Source organism: Anaerobacillus sp. MEB173, from assembly GCF_052119505.1.
Classification (GTDB): Bacteria; Bacillota; Bacilli; order Bacillales; family JBJMAU01; genus JBJMAU01.
Map to the genome: position 1 here is coordinate 274,893 of NZ_JBJMAU010000002.1, position 15,856 is coordinate 290,748.

Below are 15,856 nucleotides of genomic sequence, written 5' to 3' on the forward strand. Positions count from 1 at the left end.
AATTAAGTACTCATATACAATTGATTTGCTTGCTCATACAATTTCTTTATCTCTTCATCAGAAACACCTGCATTAGCTAATTTTTGTAATAATTCAGCTGTAAAAGCTAGTTTTTCGCTACTTTTAAGGTCTAGAATCATTTCCTCTAATTCTACCTGCTTAACGATTACTCCAGCATTATCAAATAATTCTACTGCATAAGGATTATTTTTATAATCATTAGCGTAATAAACATTTTTAATACCACTTTGAATAATCGCCTTACAGCAATTTAAACAAGGGAAATGTGTTACATATATTTCCGCACCTTCAGTCGGCACCCCAAACTTTGCACATTGTAAAAGCGCATTCACTTCGGCATGGATTGTCCGAACACAATGATTATCAACAACATAGCAGCCATCATCTATACAATGAGCATCACCAGAGATTGAGCCATTGTATCCTCCTGCTATAATCCGCTTATCCCGAACAATTGTTGCTCCAACCATCAGCCGACTGCACGTACTTCGTAACGCTAACAAATGACTCTGTGCCATAAAATATTGATCCCATGAAATCCGTTTCACAATAAATCCTCCTACTATTACGATCTTAAAACTTAGTGTAGACAAGAACAACTAAAGAGTCAAAGAATAATGTAAAATTTAAAATGTATAATGTAAAATTATTGAAAGTGTAACCAAGAAGAAAAAGCATTCTTAAAATAGCCTCGTCAAATTATGACGAGGCTATTTTATCTTTTTTATTAGTAATACTTCTTTGAATTACTGACAATTATTATTAATTTTAAATTATACATTTTACATTAGATTTTTACTGTTGGCTTTTCTCCAGGCCTTGTTCTAGATCGGCAATAATATCATTGATATTTTCAATTCCAACTGAAAGGCGAATTAATTCTGGAGTAACTCCTGCTGAACGTTGTTCTTCTTCACTTAATTGTTGGTGAGTTGTACTAGCCGGATGAATCACTAATGATTTAGCATCTCCAACATTCGCTACATGAGAATGCAATTGCAGAGCATTAATAAACTTCTTCCCTTCCTCTACACCGCCTTTAATACCGAATGTCAAAATTGCTCCTTTCCCATTAGGCAAATATTTCTCGGCAAGGTCATACGAAGGATGTGATTGTAAGCCTGCATAACTAACCCATTCAACAAAATCGTGCTGATCTAAGTATTCCGCTACTTTTTGGGCATTTTCACAATGACGCTCCATTCGTAAATGTAATGTTTCCAGACCTTGTAATAATAAGAAAGAATTTAAAGGAGCTATTGCTGGTCCCATATCACGTAAAAGCTGAACACGTGCCTTTATTATATATGCAAGATTACCAACTGCTTCTGTATAGACAACACCATGATAACTTGGATCTGGTTCTGAGAGACCTGGAAATTTGCCGTTACCCCAATCAAAATTTCCACTATCTACGATGACACCGCCAATTGATGTCCCGTGACCACCGATAAATTTTGTTGCTGAATGAACAACAATGTCAGCACCATGTTCGATAGGGCGACATAAAGCAGGTGTTGAAAACGTTGCATCTACGATAAGAGGAATTCCATGTTTATGTGCCACAGCTGATACCCTTTCAACATCAAGGACATGTCCATTCGGATTTCCGATAATCTCACCATAAAGAAGTTTTGTTTTAGGAGTAATCGCCTTCTCATAGGCGATTGGATCTGTTCCATCAACTAAATGAACTGTAATTCCTAGCTTTTTGAATGTATGAACAAACAAATTATATGTACCGCCATACAATGAACTAGATGCAACGATCTCATCGCCACTCTCACAAATATTCAATATAGCTAATGTAATGGCAGATTGACCACTTGCAGTTGCTAAAGCGGCTACCCCACCTTCTAGCTCAGCAATTCTTTTCTCAAAAACATCTTGAGTTGGGTTCATAATTCTTGTATAAATATTACCTGGTTCTGCTAACGAAAATAAGTTTGCGGCATGATCCGTATCTCTGAACACATAGGACGTTGTTTGATAAATTGGTACAGCTCTAGCTTGCGTAGTACCTTCAACCTCTTGTCCACCATGAACTGCTATCGTTTCTAAGCTCCATTTCTTCTCACTCACTGTTATAACCCCCTCAATTTATTACTGATTACATGTATGTATTGAGCATGATTATAAGGTTCTTTACTTGAACTGTCAATATAACTTTCAGAATTTTCCTACTTTAGTCGAATTTGTTCTTTCATCTTTTCAAATGAAGCAGTTCCTATTCCTGAGACATTCATTAATTCTTCCAATTGACGAAATGGTCCGTTCTCCTCTCTGTAAGATACAATCGCCCCTGCCTTTGCTGGTCCAATACTAGGTATTCGCTGCAACTCCTCTGCAGTTGAAGAATTTATATTTATTTTGCCGTCTAAATCACCACTACTACTCCCCGCTTGACGTTCAACTAACTGTACGTCTTCCTCTCCTCTAACTGGAATATAAATAACCATTTCATCTTCTAATAGAGCTGCAAAATTCACCTTATTTTCATCTGCATCTTCTAATAAACCTCCAGCCATTTCAACAGCATCAACCACTCTCTTACCTTCGGCCAATTCATATACCCCAGCCACGGAAACTGCTCCTTTTACATCTACAACAACTTTCATTTCTCGATGAACAAGACTAGGTTCTGGTTTACTTTCGGTTTTTTCCTCATCAACGAAAGAAAAAATATCCTGTTCGCTCTCATTTTCATTGTCAAATCCTCCAAAGAAGCTTACACTAACAACTATCAGTAAAATAATAATGACACTACTGAACAAGTATTCACGCTTTGAAAGTTTCATAATAGCACCAACCTATTTTTAGTTTGAAAATTTAACGTTTAAAGTGGTAAGTAAACAAGGTAGTTTAATAAGAAAATATTTGTTAGAAATAATAAGGAAAAAGGAGTAGTTATAATGAGTGTACATTTACAAATTCAAGAACAAATTAATAAACGTTTGGAGTCAGAAAAGGAATATCAAAGATTAGATGATCTTAGAGAAGCAGCTATTGAAAAAGCACTTAACGAGGCTCGTTCGAGCGATGACTTTTCAATTGTGGCAATTAATCAAATAACTGAAGAAATGAACAGCTTATCAAAAAAATACGGGTTTCCACTTCGTAAAACAGTTACAAAAGCAATGGTTAAAGAATATTTAGCAAAAGTCGAATAGACGAATGTAAAGTTTCAATACTAATCGATAATCATATTCCCTCATTGCCTCACATAAACTTAAAGGTAAAAGGTAGTTTTTGGTGAAGGAGGGGGATGTAAGTGAAGGTCGGCATTATTGGAACTGGCAGTATGGGGAGCATTATGATTAGTGCTTTTATTGACTCTCTAGCCGTCGCCCCATCTAAGCTTTATATTACAAATCGTACCTTAGATAAAGCAAAACAATTACAAAAAGAATTTCCAAATATTCATGTAATGGAGAGTCCACAGGAAGTTGTCCAAAATACTGATACAATTTTTCTTTGTGTAAAGCCATTGCAAATGTATCCATTGCTTCAAGAGTTGGTATCAGAACTATCTAATAATCAAATGATTATTTCGATTACAAGTCCAATTTCTGTTGAACAATTAGAAAAGGTTGTTCAATGTAAAGTAGCAAGGGCTATTCCAAGCATAACAAATCGGGCACTTGCTGGCTCATCATTATTAACCTTTGGAAAACGTTGCAATAAAGAAGATCAAAAGAAATTAACCGACTTAATGGAGCATATTTCTACCCCATTGCAAATTAAAGAAAATGTAACAAGAGTCTCTTCTGATATCGCTAGCTGTGGCCCGGCATTTTTTAGTTTTCTCATTCGAAATTTTATTGAGAGCGCAGTTCAGGAAACAGAAATATCGAAGGAAGAAGCAACGCTTTTGGCAACTGAGATGATAATTGGTTTAGGAAAACTATTAGAAAAAGGAGTGTTTACTTTACCAACATTACAGAAGCGGGTACACGTACCAGGTGGTGTAACCGGGGAAGGTTTGAAAGTACTTGAAGCAGAATTGGGAGACATATTCAATCATTTGTTCCAGCAGACTCATGCAAAATTCCGCGAAGATAAAGAGAAAGTATACAAACAATATGGAGAATAAGGAGGGATCATATCCCTCCTTATTCTTTTCTTTCTTTATGTACGATTTTCCTTTTTGGCAGTAAAAAAAATTCTTTCTGAATCTTCTGTAGGAGAGTGACATGAAAAATCACCGGTTATTTCTATCGTCGAAAAGCCAGCTTCACTAAGCCAATCTTGATATGATTCAATCGGAAATGTCCGTTGTTCATGAGTTTCATCATAACGATGGTAAAGACCATTTCCTTCATCAAGAACAAAAAATGTTAATTCATGCTCAACACTGTGAGGATATTCACCTTGGAAACATTGCCATAACAAAGAGAGTTCTTCTCCACTATTGCCAAAAGTTTGTCCTAGAAAAATCTCATCTACTTTGAAAGTCGAGTGAATATCAAATAATAATAACCCTTGTGGATGTAATAATTCATAAAAACGTCTAAGCGATTGTTTTACATCCTCTTCTGTTTGTAAATAATTTAATGAATCACAAAAAACAATAATAACATCGAATAAAGGTAAGCCATCTAATTCTCTCATATCTTGTTCATAAAAAGCCAGTGACACATTTGCCCGTTCTGCCTTTTGCCGGGCAGCAGCAAGCATATCACTTGAAATATCAACACCAGTGACATCAAAGTGTTTCACAGCTAATGGTATTGCTATGGAGCCTGTTCCGCATCCGACATCTAATACTTTTTTACCGCCATTTCCATAACGAGAAACTTGATGCTCCATATACGATAACCATTGATCATATGGAGCATCATTCATTAATTGGTCATATAAATAGGCGAACTTCTCGTATATCATTCATGACTACCCCTTTTTCAAATACGTCCACCCTTCCTCTTGGTAGACCAAATTATCCTTCATTAACTTTCCGATTGCACGTTTGAAACCAGCCTTACTCATACCAAAGCGATCTTTAATAATTTCCGGATCACTCTTATCCCAATAAGGCATTGCGCCATCACGTTCATTTAAATGCTTTAAAATTCGTTCGGCATCATCAATCTGACTCTCCTGTTTTCGAGGCTTTGTTGAAATATTAATACGCCCATCCTCTCGGACAAACGTTACACGAGCAGTAATTTTTTTCCCGATTCGAAGTCTTTCATTCGTTTCATTTTCATGAAGAAATGCAATATATCCTTCCTCTGTAAAAAGAAACGCACCTTCAGCGCCAATATTATACACAGTACCTGACACTTCAGTATTGAGGATTGATTTGTTTGCACGTTTTGACTCTTTTTCTACAGGTTCGCCTTTAACAAGTCTTGCCATCACACGCCCTTTTTTATCATACGTAAGAGAAACTGGTAGCTTTTCGCCTACTTGCGGCCATAAATCACGATCTTCATCAAGCTCATCCATAGATAGAAATAAGTCACGTGATATCCCATTGTATAAGAATAATCCATGACCGCGTCTAACACTGACAACCTCTAACCAACCAACTTCACCAAAAGCCACAATAGGCATTTCCATCGTTGCCGCTAAACGGCCTTGGTGATCATGATAAAGATAAACTTCAACTTGGTCACCTACAGCCACTTCTCCTTTCACTTCACGACGATGGAGTAAGATATCTTCGTTTTTATTATCCGTTAAGAAAAAGCCAAAATCTGACTCTCTGGCTATTTCTAACTTTTTAATCATTCCCGCTTGAAGGCTCATGGAGTCAATTCACCTTCCAATTCAAGTGTCGGTGCATCCCCCCATAATTTCTCGAGATTATAGTATAATCTTTCATCTTTATGAAAGACATGGACCACTACATCTCCTAAATCAATTAATACCCAACGCGCTTGGTCAAAACCTTCCAAACGTTTTAAGTCAATTTCATTTTCTTGGGCAACTTTTTTAATTTCTTGAGCAATTGCTTGAACTTGCTTCTCAGAATTACCATGACAAATCACAAAATAATCGGCAATAAGAGAGATTCCTTTCATATCTAAAGCAACAATATTTTCCGCCCTTTTATCATCTGCTGCATTTACAACTAGTTTAACAATTGAATTTTTTTCCTCCATCTACTAAATACCCTCCTAGTTTTTTCGTTGTGAAATTAATTCATTATATGTTGCCAATGTTTCTGGATACACCTTTTGCTTCTTCTTCATCAAAAAAGAAATTGTATTAATTAAAGACTGAATGACCGCTTCATCTAAATTGTCCTTAGCTAATAGTCGTACTTCATCGACGCCTGGAAAATGTCGTCCAGGTTCAATATAATCTGCGAGAAAAACTACCTTTTCTAACGTCGTCATCCCTACTCTTCCTGTTGTATGATAACGAATAGCATTCAATACATCATCATCAGCAATTCCTACTTCTTTTTGTACAAGATAAGCTCCAACGGGAGCATGCAGTAATTCGGAACTGTACGCTAAAATATCTGTATGTTTAAGTTCCTTTTTTACGACCTCAATCATCTCGTTAATTGGCCGAAACTTTGCATAATCATGAAAAATACCAGCAATTTCAGCTTTCTCAATATCTGCACCAAATCTTTGAGCTAAAATAACCGCAGTATCTGTTACACCTATTGTATGTTGGTAACGATGCTCTGTTAAATGCTCTTTAACGATTTCTAACGCCTTGTTTCTTTGCATATAATCCCCTCTCCATCAAAAACAACCTAACCGGTTCCGGAAGCATATAACGGATATTTTTTCTTTGGGCAACTCTGTTTCTTATAAAGCTTGATGAAATATCGAGTTGAGGAACATTAACTTCCACTACTTTGCCTTTATACGGTGACTGGGATGGATAACCAGGGCGTTTCACCCCAATGAATGTAATCATCTCAATTAATTCCTTAATGCCAACCCATTTCGGAAGGTAATCAATCATATCGCCACCAATAATGAAATAAAAGCGGATATTGGGATGCTCCTTTTTTAATAATTTAATCGTATCTATAGTATAAGATGGTCCATTGCGCTTTAATTCAATGTCGCATAACCTGAACTGCTCATTATCATGAATTGCACGTTGAACCATTTCTTTACGCTCTTCATCAGAGGTCAGATCATCTCGCTGTTTATGAGGTGGAATGTGACTTGGCATAAACCAAACCTCATCTAACGAACATTGTTCTAATACTTCTTGGGCGATTAATAAATGTCCAAAATGAGGAGGATCAAATGTCCCACCAATAATTCCCACCTTCTTCATCCAAAACCGCCCCCTTCTTTTTTTAATTTAGAATTGAGGATTTATAATTTAGAATTAAAGGAAGTTTATTCAAGTAAGTATATTAAAACCAGACTATAAAAGAAATAGCATGACAATACTTCCTTGAATTATACTAAGACAATTCTACATTCTAAATTTTAAATTCTAAATTGGTTTTACGGTAATTCAATCGTTTTGTTTTCTTTTGATTCTTTATATAAGACAATTGTATTTCCAATAACTTGTACTAGTTCGGCTTTTGTTGCTGAACTAAGTTCATCGGCAACCTCTTTTCGGTCATATTCACAGTTTTGCAATACACTTACTTTAAGCAGTTCGCGTGCCTCTAGTGCTTCTCCTATTTGTATGACCATATTCTCATTTACTCCACCTTTGCCTACTTGAAAAATAGGCTGCAAGTGATGCGCTTCTGAACGCAAAAAACGCTTTTGTTTCCCTGTTAACATTATGGTTACCCTCCTAGTCTTTTCATAACAATTTCCTTCATTCTTGCATAATCTGGCTTCGAATCAGTCCACATTTCAAACGCCTCTGCCCCTTGATAGACAAACATTCCTACACCATTATGAATGATAGCACCTTTTTCTTCACCAAGTGCTAACCATTTCGTTTTTAAAGGATTGTAAACAATGTCACTTAAAATTGTTCCTTTTTTTATGTTTTCAATTGCTAGTGGAATTTCGTCAATATTAGGGCTCATTCCAACTGAAGTAGTATTAATAATTACCTCAAATTGGTCAATCCCTTTTTCTGCTTCATTTAATGACAGGATCTTCATATTTTGCCCTCGACAATGTTCCACTAATTCCTCGGCTTTTTCAATGGTTCTGTTCGTAATTGATACATTTTGTGCACCAAAGCGCAGCATGCTTGTTACAATAGCTCTTGCTGCTCCACCTGCTCCGATAACAAGTATAGATTTTTGTTTTAACTCCTCTTTATCAACTAATTCCAAAAGGGATCTAACATACCCTATCCCGTCTGTATTGTAGCCGATTAGCTTATTGTCTCTTAAAACAACTGTATTAACTGCACCAATAATCTCGGCTTCAGTATCAATTTCATCTAAATATTGCATGATGGCAACTTTGTGTGGAATTGTTACATTAAAACCTGAGATTCCTAATGCTCTTACCCCTTTTACAGCTGTTTCCAAATTTTCTTCTCTAACATCAAATGCTTGATAATAATGTGACAATCCTAAATTCGCAAAAGCGTCATTATGCATAGTTGGTGACATCGAATGACCAACCGGGTGCCCAAACAGCCCGAAAAGTTTCCCCATAAAAATACCTCCATAAAGATAAATTTAAAATTTATAATTTAAAATGTAAAATTGATGGAAGTAACTCTTAGAAGCTTTTTAGACAAACTACCTTTTATCAACCAAACGGTAATTTACATTTTACATTTTTAATTTTACATTTAAATAAGTGATTTTCGAATCGACACTGCTACTCCTTTTGGAGCGTAGGCAGCAACTTTTATTCCTCTTTCATTAATCGTAACCCAACCTAATCCGGAATAGACAATGTCCACTTTGTCCTCTTTAATCGCAAACTCATGTCTCACGAGAGGCGGAAAATCCTTTAATGACTCAGGTCCTGGCGGTTGCAGCAATTCACCAACATGATCCTCATACAGCTTATCTGCTTTTTCGAGTTTTGTTCGATGAATCATTACTTCATTCGATAAATAGCAGACAAAAGATGAACGATTACCCGAAACAAAATCAAACCTGGCAAGTCCGCCAAAATATAAGGTTTGCTGGTCATTCAGTTGAAACACCTTTGGTTTTATTTCTTTTTTTGGTGTAATCGTTTTTAATTCCTTTTTATCTACAAAATGAGCCATTTGATGATGATTTATTATTCCAGGTGTGTCAAAAAGGGACTTCCCATCATCTAACGGGATATCAATCATATCAAGTGTCGTCCCTGGAAAGTGTGATGTTGTAATAAACTGTTCCTCATCGCCACCAAATTCCTTGATTAACTGATTAATAAACGTTGATTTTCCAACGTTTGTACACCCAACAATATAAACATCTTTTCCATTCCGCAAACGATCAATTTCACTGGCCAATTCAATGATTCCTTCATTTTTAGCAGCACTTATTAAGTGGACATCGACCGGTTTTAAACCAAGTTCCTTTGCAGATTGCTTCATCCAGTTGATTAGTTTATTTCGGTTCAGGGATTTTGGTAACAGATCAACTTTATTCCCAACTAATAAAACATTGTTTTTTCCGACAAAACGGTGCAATCCAGGAAGCCAGCTTCCATTGAAATCAAAAATATCCACGATTTTAACAATAAGGGCATCCTTCTTACCTAGTTCATTTAAAATTTTTAAAAAATCATCATCTGTCAAAGATACATCCTGCACTTCATTATAATGCTTTAACCGAAAACATCTTTGACAAATTACAACATCCTTTTCAAGTGCCGAAGCCGGAGTGTAACCAAGCTCCTCCTTAGAGTCACTTTGAACTTTTATACCACACCCAGCACAAATAATGCTTAATTCTTCCATGTACAGCCTCCCAGTACTATTACAGATCTAAACAATCATAGCTCCTGCCTGCTTTATAAGCCAAGCCTATTAAGTAAATAGTTTTTCCTCAATTTTTGCTTTCAACTTCATAATACAGAAAAAAACTTCACTTATACGTAAGGAAAGTTTTCCCTATAACTTTACCACTTTTCGTGAGATGTTTTAAATAGTTTTATTCGAGAAGAACTTTTTACGTTAAAAAAGGGGATTATGTCTAATTTTAAAAGTTTTCGACAAGATAGCATACTTTTCTACTCTTGTGGATAACTTTATGCACAGATCCACATAAGAATATTAATCATTTTATTTAGTTACAAACAACCTACCCACAAGTTATCCACTCTTAATTGTGGATAAGACGAACGGTTGTTCCATTTTACAATTCATGGTAGTATTTGTGTAACGTAAATGTTTAAATTATTATTTTATGAAATTACTACTTCCTATAGACGACATACTTTTCTACAAAATATACACAGAACGGAATTTAAGATTTAAGGAGGAGGTGAAGCTGCCATAACTGGCAGGAAAAAATGAAAAATTTATCTGATGAGCTTTTAATCGAAACCTACTTCAAAGCCATTGAATTAAATTTGAATAAAGATTTCTTAGAACTCCTTAAAAAAGAATTACAGCGTCGTTCATTAATGGACAAGCTAAAATTATCATCATAAAAAGAACATACAGAAAAAACGGTTGTCCTAGCATGGGATAACCGTTTTTAGGTGGATAATCATTCCGCTCATTAATATTGTTTAACCACAATACTTAATACTACTCAACAGGTACTAAACCTTGTCTATTCTGTACACGTATATATTCTCTTGGTTTAAATGGCTCCAAACGAATAAAGCGCTCATCCGGGTCAACTCCAAGTAGTTGAAATTCACCTTCACCTGCTTCTGGATCTACATGATAATAACGTTCGTTTATACCATTTCCCCACCATGCGACGACAAACATCACCGTAAATATCGATACACCAATAAATCCTTTTTTTCTAAGCATTATGTCTCACCCTTCCGTGTTACTTCTTAGGATGTAAAAAAATGCAGAAAAATATACATAGATTTTACAACTCGGAAAGGTTTTTCTATTTTTTAGTAACTATAGATAGCGATGAAAAATCATTTACAGAAAAAATTTTTTTTCTTAATTTCACTGTTTTTCTACATATTTAATAATTTAATCCAAACAGGTTAGAATAACGCTAGGCATTGATGCAAGTGATAAAAATTTAGTATATAATTATTTTTGTGTGAAAAAAATGGGGATTTTCAAGATAAGGCTTGACATTACTAAGTGATTCAACTTGTAATCTAGCACACGAAACTAAATTTATTACATAAAAGGAGGTTAAAGCGTTGTCTTTGTTACATTGGGCTATACTTGCACCATTTATAATGGCCATATTTATTCCATTCCTATATAAATATTTCAGACAAATACATACAGGTTGGTTTGTTTTAGCTGTTCCAGTCGTCTTATTTATATACTTTGTTCAGTTTATTGCTGGAAATAGTCGAGGGGAAACCGTCATCAACAGTGTTCAATGGATTCCGTCTTTAGGAATTGATTTCACTGTCTATGTTGATGGACTTGGTCTATTATTTGCATTGCTAATTAGTGGGATTGGCTCATTAGTTGTTCTGTACTCAATCTACTATCTCTCTAATAAAACGGAAGCGTTAAATAACTTCTATGTTTATTTACTTTTATTCATGGGTGCAATGCTAGGTGTTGTATTATCTGATAATTTGATTGTTTTATATGTATTTTGGGAATTCACAAGTCTTTCTTCCTTTCTTTTAATTGCTTATTGGTATCAAAGAGAAAAATCACGTTATGGTGCTTTAAAATCAATGTTAATTACCGTTTTTGGTGGTTTTTCGATGTTTGCCGGATTCATTCTTCTCTTTATCATAACTGGAACGTTTAGTATTAGAGAAATTATCGGTCAAGCAGATATCATTGCAACAGATGTACTCTTTATTCCTGCCTTATTGCTTGTATTACTTGGTGCTTTCACAAAGTCTGCACAATTTCCATTTCACATCTGGCTTCCAGATGCAATGGAAGCGCCAACACCTGTTAGTGCATATTTACACTCTGCAACAATGGTTAAAGCAGGGATCTACTTAGTTGCTAGATTAAGTCCAGTCTTTGCTGGGGCAATGGAATGGTTTTGGCTTATTGCAGGCTTCGGGATTGTTACGTTGTTTTGGGGCTCGTTCACTGCAGTCAAACAGACCGACCTTAAAGCGATATTGGCCTTCTCCACCATAAGTCAATTAGGATTAATCATGTGTTTATTAGGTCTAGGATCTGCTGCCTTGCATTATGACTTTTTAGATGACAACATTTATATTGCAGCAACATTAGCTGCGATCTTCCACCTTATTAATCATGCAACATTTAAGGGAAGTTTGTTTATGGTTGTTGGGATCGTTGACCATGAAACAGGTACAAGAGATATCCGAAAATTGGGTGGATTAATGAGTTTTATGCCAATTACCTTTACGTTGGCTATCATTGGAACATTTTCAATGGCTGGACTACCGCCATTTAATGGATTTTTGAGTAAGGAAATGTTTTTCACTGGAGTAATCCGTGCTGCACAGATGGATATTTTTAATATGGAAACATGGGGCATGTTATTCCCAGTTCTAGCATGGATCGCAAGTATTTTTACATTTATATACAGTATGATGATTGTCTTTAAAACATTCACTGGGAAATATCAGCCTGAAAAGTTAGATAAAAAACCACATGAAGCACCAATCGGTATGTTAATACCTCCAATTGTTTTAGCTTCATTAGTTGTTATTTTTGGTTTCTTCCCTAATTTATTATCATACAGCCTAATTGAGCCCGCAATGGCTTCAATCTTACCAAACCTTTTAGAACCAGGTGAGAAATTCTATGTCAATATTTATATGTGGCATGGGATTAATACCGAATTATTAATGACAATAGGTGTTATCGCTATTGGATCACTATTATTTTTAACGTTACGAAAATGGTCAGGATTCTACAATATCTTCCCTAAAAAATTAGCGTTAAATCATTTTTACGACCAAGGTCTTGTCTCAATGGAGCGTGGCTCAAATAAGCTTACTAATGCTTATATGACTGGTTCTATTCGCAATTACCTCGTCTATATTTTTGCATTTTTCATTATCATTTTAGGTGGAGCTTTATTTACACTAAATGCCTTTGTTATAAATACCAATGATTTAGCACCAATAGGTATATATGAGGCAATCTTGTCACTTGTTATGGTAATAGGTACGGTAACCATTTTGTTTGCAAAGTCTAGACTTACGGCGATTATTTCGTTAGGTGCAGTTGGATATACATTAGCTCTATTCTTTGTAATTTTTAGAGCTCCCGATTTAGCCTTAACTCAACTCGTAATCGAAACGGTTTCGGTTGCTTTATTCTTATTATGTTTCTACCACTTACCGAAACTTAAGAAAGAAATTTCAGCTGTTCGTTTCCGTCTTACAAATGCAGTTATTTCATTAGGTGTAGGTACTCTTGTTACACTTATTGCCATTTCTGCTCATTCAACACGATTATTTGAATCGATCTCAAATTATTTCGTTGAGGCTAGTTATGCAGAGGCCGGCGGTAAAAATATGGTTAACGTCATCCTTGTTGATTTTCGAGGCTTTGATACAATGCTTGAGGTACTCGTCCTTGGTATTGCTGCCCTTGGAATCTTTGCAATGATCAAATTACGCTTAGCAGGGAGGAATGAAGGATGAGAACTAATGATGTCATCTTACAGACGGTCACAAAGGCTGTAACATTCATCATTCTAACCTTTTCCGTCTATGTCTTCTTTGCTGGCCACCATAACCCAGGTGGAGGGTTTATTGGCGGGCTAATGACTGCTGGAGCTATTGTTCTTTTGTTATTAGCTTTCGATTTGAAAACAGTAAAGAAAATTTTACCGTTTGACTATAAAAAAATTATTGCAATCGGGTTAGTTTTTGCTGTTGGTACCGGAGCAGGTTCATTCTTTTTCGGTGTTCCGTTTCTAACCCAAACCTTTGATTATTTCAATTTACCGTTATTAGGAAAAACAGAACTAGCGACTGCACTTTTATTCGATATTGGTGTTTATCTTGTAGTTATTGCAGTGACGCTAACCATTATTCAAACGATAGGGGAGGATGAATAATGGAAATATTAATGTCTTTAGTTGTCGGCGTGTTGTTTACAGTCGGTACCTATTTAATACTCACGAAAAGTTTATTACGTATTATCATTGGGACCGCCCTATTGAGCCATGGAGCACATTTGTTATTGCTAACAATGTCCGAACTAAAAAGAGGGGCTGCACCACTTCTTGGACAGGAAGCTGCACTTTATACAGACCCTCTTCCACAAGCACTAATCCTTACTGCGATTGTTATTAGTTTTGGGGTTACTTCTTTCTTCTTAGTTCTTGCTTACCGAGCATACAAAGTACTGGGAACCGATGATATGGATAAATTAAGGGGAACTGATAATAATGAATAACCTTGTCATTTTACCAATATTAATACCGTTAATCGCAGGGGTTTTGCTTATATTCTTTAATCGTCAAATTGCACTTCAAAAATGGATCAGTGCAATTGCATCTTTTGTTTTAATTGGAATAGGAATATCGTTAGTAAATCAAGTTTCAACACTTGGAATTCAAACGCTTGAGTTAGGTAGTTGGAAACCGCCATTTGGAATTGTGCTCGTTGCTGATATGTTTGCTGCTTTGCTTGTTTTAACGACGAGTATCGTAAGTTTAGCCTGTCTTTTCTTTTCGTTTCGATCGATTGGAAAAGATCGTGAAAAACATTACTTCTATCCATTTTATCAATTCCTGATCACAGGTGTTATCGGGGCATTCTTAACCGGAGACCTCTTCAACCTGTTTGTATTCTTTGAGGTTATGCTTATCGCATCGTATGCCCTTATCGTATTAGGCGGTACAAAAATACAGCTTCGAGAATCAATAAAATACATTTTAGTAAACATTGTTTCATCAGTACTATTCATTGTCGCAGTTGCCTATCTATACGCAATTACCGGGACATTAAATATGGCAGACTTATCAGTGCGCGTTGCTGAAGCTGGTCAAGGACCACAGCTTACAGTTGTTGCCATCTTGTTCTTAATTGTATTTGGACTCAAGGGAGCAATATTCCCACTCTTCTTTTGGTTACCTGGTTCATATAGCGCACCACCTGCAGTTATTACAGCCATTTTCGGTGGCTTATTAACCAAAGTTGGAATTTATGCGATCTTTAGAACATTTACACTTATTTTTTACCATGACACAGGTGTCACTCATCAATTAATTGTTGTTTTAGCAGCCTTTACGATGATTCTAGGTGTCATTGGTTCACTGGCAAGCTGGAATGTAAAGACGATTTTAGTCTATACAATTGTTTACGGAGTCGGTTTTGTTGTGTTTGCAGTTGGAATTTTGTCAACTACGGCAATTGCAGGTGCCATTTATTACCTTATTCATGATATGATTATTAAAGCACTCCTTTTCTTATTAGCTGGAGCGATGATCACTGTTGCTGGGACAAGCAACCTCAAAGAGATGGGCGGACTTATTAAAAACCACCCTCTACTCGGCTGGATGTTCTTTGTTGCTGCTCTTGCATTAGCAGGTGTTCCGCCATTAAGTGGTTTTATCGGGAAGCTATTAATCACTCAGGGAGGTTTAGAAGGTGGATTTTATTGGGTTGTAGCAATTGGTTTACTTTCTAGTTTACTTGTTCTCTACTCTGTCATGAAAATCTTTATGAATGGTTTTTGGCGCGAACAAAAACTTAGTAAAGATGAAGAAAAAGGAACAACTAAAGGTCTGTTATATCCTTGTGCCTTTTTACTAATGATATCAATCGCACTTGGTTTAGGTGCAGAATGGCTCTACCCATATGTATGGCAAGCTGCAGAGACTCTAATGGATCCTTCTACCTATATCCAAGCGGTGTTAAAGGAGTAG

At 36.0% G+C, this 15,856-nt stretch carries 19 protein-coding genes; 7 read left to right on the top strand and 12 right to left on the bottom strand.

Features of this window, described 5'->3' with window-relative positions; all coding sequences use genetic code 11:
• Positions 1-2 precede the first annotated feature (2 nt).
• From ACJ2A9_RS05825 to ACJ2A9_RS05835, 3 genes are all read right to left on the bottom strand, one after another.
• Complete coding sequence (locus ACJ2A9_RS05825) at positions 3-569, bottom strand: ComE operon protein 2 (protein WP_441420673.1); 567 nt, start codon at positions 567-569, stop codon at positions 3-5.
• Between the two features lie 247 nt (positions 570-816).
• Positions 817-2,103: a homocysteine synthase gene (locus ACJ2A9_RS05830; protein ID WP_441420674.1), complete on the bottom strand. Its 1,287-nt coding sequence runs from the start codon at positions 2,101-2,103 to the stop codon at positions 817-819.
• Positions 2,104-2,201: 98 nt separating this feature from the next.
• Positions 2,202-2,819, bottom strand: coding sequence for a helix-hairpin-helix domain-containing protein (locus tag ACJ2A9_RS05835; RefSeq protein WP_441420675.1), 618 nt, complete (start codon positions 2,817-2,819; stop codon positions 2,202-2,204).
• 114 nt (positions 2,820-2,933) lie between these two features.
• Between ACJ2A9_RS05835 and ACJ2A9_RS05840 the strand changes: the two genes are divergently transcribed.
• A complete protein-coding gene (locus ACJ2A9_RS05840; protein ID WP_441420676.1) occupies positions 2,934-3,191 on the top strand; it encodes a DUF2533 family protein in 258 nt (85 codons plus the stop codon).
• Between the two features lie 101 nt (positions 3,192-3,292).
• Positions 3,293-4,114, top strand: coding sequence for a late competence protein ComER (gene comER, locus ACJ2A9_RS05845; protein WP_441420677.1), 822 nt, complete (start codon positions 3,293-3,295; stop codon positions 4,112-4,114).
• Between the two features lie 35 nt (positions 4,115-4,149).
• Here the strand turns inward: comER and ACJ2A9_RS05850 are convergent, their stop codons facing one another.
• The 8 genes from ACJ2A9_RS05850 to yqeH form a co-directional block, all read right to left on the bottom strand.
• Complete coding sequence (locus ACJ2A9_RS05850; protein WP_441420678.1) at positions 4,150-4,905, bottom strand: class I SAM-dependent DNA methyltransferase; 756 nt, start codon at positions 4,903-4,905, stop codon at positions 4,150-4,152.
• A gap of 6 nt (positions 4,906-4,911) precedes the next feature.
• Complete coding sequence (locus tag ACJ2A9_RS05855) at positions 4,912-5,772, bottom strand: CvfB family protein (RefSeq protein WP_441420679.1); 861 nt, start codon at positions 5,770-5,772, stop codon at positions 4,912-4,914.
• On the bottom strand, positions 5,769-6,128 hold the full coding sequence (gene rsfS / locus ACJ2A9_RS05860; RefSeq protein ID WP_441420680.1) for a ribosome silencing factor: 360 nt from the start codon (positions 6,126-6,128) through the stop codon (positions 5,769-5,771). Before rsfS ends, ACJ2A9_RS05855 begins: the two co-directional genes overlap by 4 nt.
• 15 nt (positions 6,129-6,143) lie before the next feature.
• Positions 6,144-6,710 (bottom strand): bis(5'-nucleosyl)-tetraphosphatase (symmetrical) YqeK, encoded by a 567-nt coding sequence (gene yqeK, locus ACJ2A9_RS05865; RefSeq protein ID WP_441420681.1) that lies wholly within the window; start codon positions 6,708-6,710, stop codon positions 6,144-6,146.
• Entirely contained in the window at positions 6,679-7,275 is a 597-nt protein-coding gene (locus ACJ2A9_RS05870; protein WP_441420682.1) for a nicotinate-nucleotide adenylyltransferase, read from the bottom strand. The genes yqeK and ACJ2A9_RS05870 overlap by 32 nt, the downstream gene beginning before the upstream one ends.
• A 176-nt stretch (positions 7,276-7,451) precedes the next feature.
• A complete protein-coding gene (yhbY, locus tag ACJ2A9_RS05875; RefSeq protein ID WP_441420683.1) occupies positions 7,452-7,742 on the bottom strand; it encodes a ribosome assembly RNA-binding protein YhbY in 291 nt (96 codons plus the stop codon).
• Positions 7,743-7,747: 5 nt separating this feature from the next.
• The gene (gene aroE / locus ACJ2A9_RS05880) at positions 7,748-8,581 is read right to left on the bottom strand and encodes a shikimate dehydrogenase (protein WP_441420684.1); all 834 of its coding nucleotides are present in this window, start codon (positions 8,579-8,581) and stop codon (positions 7,748-7,750) included.
• A 140-nt stretch (positions 8,582-8,721) separates the two neighbouring features.
• Complete coding sequence (gene yqeH / locus ACJ2A9_RS05885) at positions 8,722-9,831, bottom strand: ribosome biogenesis GTPase YqeH (protein ID WP_441420685.1); 1,110 nt, start codon at positions 9,829-9,831, stop codon at positions 8,722-8,724.
• A gap of 554 nt (positions 9,832-10,385) precedes the next feature.
• Between yqeH and ACJ2A9_RS05890 the strand changes: the two genes are divergently transcribed.
• On the top strand, positions 10,386-10,526 hold the full coding sequence (locus tag ACJ2A9_RS05890; protein WP_441420686.1) for a sporulation histidine kinase inhibitor Sda: 141 nt from the start codon (positions 10,386-10,388) through the stop codon (positions 10,524-10,526).
• A 100-nt stretch (positions 10,527-10,626) separates the two neighbouring features.
• Here ACJ2A9_RS05890 and ACJ2A9_RS05895 read toward each other — a convergent pair whose 3' ends face one another.
• Positions 10,627-10,860 (bottom strand): hypothetical protein, encoded by a 234-nt coding sequence (locus ACJ2A9_RS05895; protein WP_441420687.1) that lies wholly within the window; start codon positions 10,858-10,860, stop codon positions 10,627-10,629.
• Positions 10,861-11,216: 356 nt separating this feature from the next.
• Here ACJ2A9_RS05895 and ACJ2A9_RS05900 point away from each other — a divergent pair, with 356 nt between their 5' ends.
• The 4 genes from ACJ2A9_RS05900 to ACJ2A9_RS05915 are packed head-to-tail and all read left to right on the top strand — an operon-like array spanning position 11,217 to position 15,856.
• Complete coding sequence (locus ACJ2A9_RS05900; RefSeq protein WP_441420688.1) at positions 11,217-13,622, top strand: Na+/H+ antiporter subunit A; 2,406 nt, start codon at positions 11,217-11,219, stop codon at positions 13,620-13,622.
• Positions 13,619-14,041, top strand: coding sequence for a Na(+)/H(+) antiporter subunit B (locus ACJ2A9_RS05905; protein WP_441420689.1), 423 nt, complete (start codon positions 13,619-13,621; stop codon positions 14,039-14,041). The genes ACJ2A9_RS05900 and ACJ2A9_RS05905 overlap by 4 nt, the downstream gene beginning before the upstream one ends.
• Positions 14,041-14,382, top strand: coding sequence for a Na(+)/H(+) antiporter subunit C (locus ACJ2A9_RS05910; protein ID WP_441420690.1), 342 nt, complete (start codon positions 14,041-14,043; stop codon positions 14,380-14,382). The genes ACJ2A9_RS05905 and ACJ2A9_RS05910 overlap by 1 nt, the downstream gene beginning before the upstream one ends.
• Entirely contained in the window at positions 14,375-15,856 is a 1,482-nt protein-coding gene (locus ACJ2A9_RS05915; RefSeq protein ID WP_441420691.1) for a Na+/H+ antiporter subunit D, read from the top strand. The genes ACJ2A9_RS05910 and ACJ2A9_RS05915 overlap by 8 nt, the downstream gene beginning before the upstream one ends.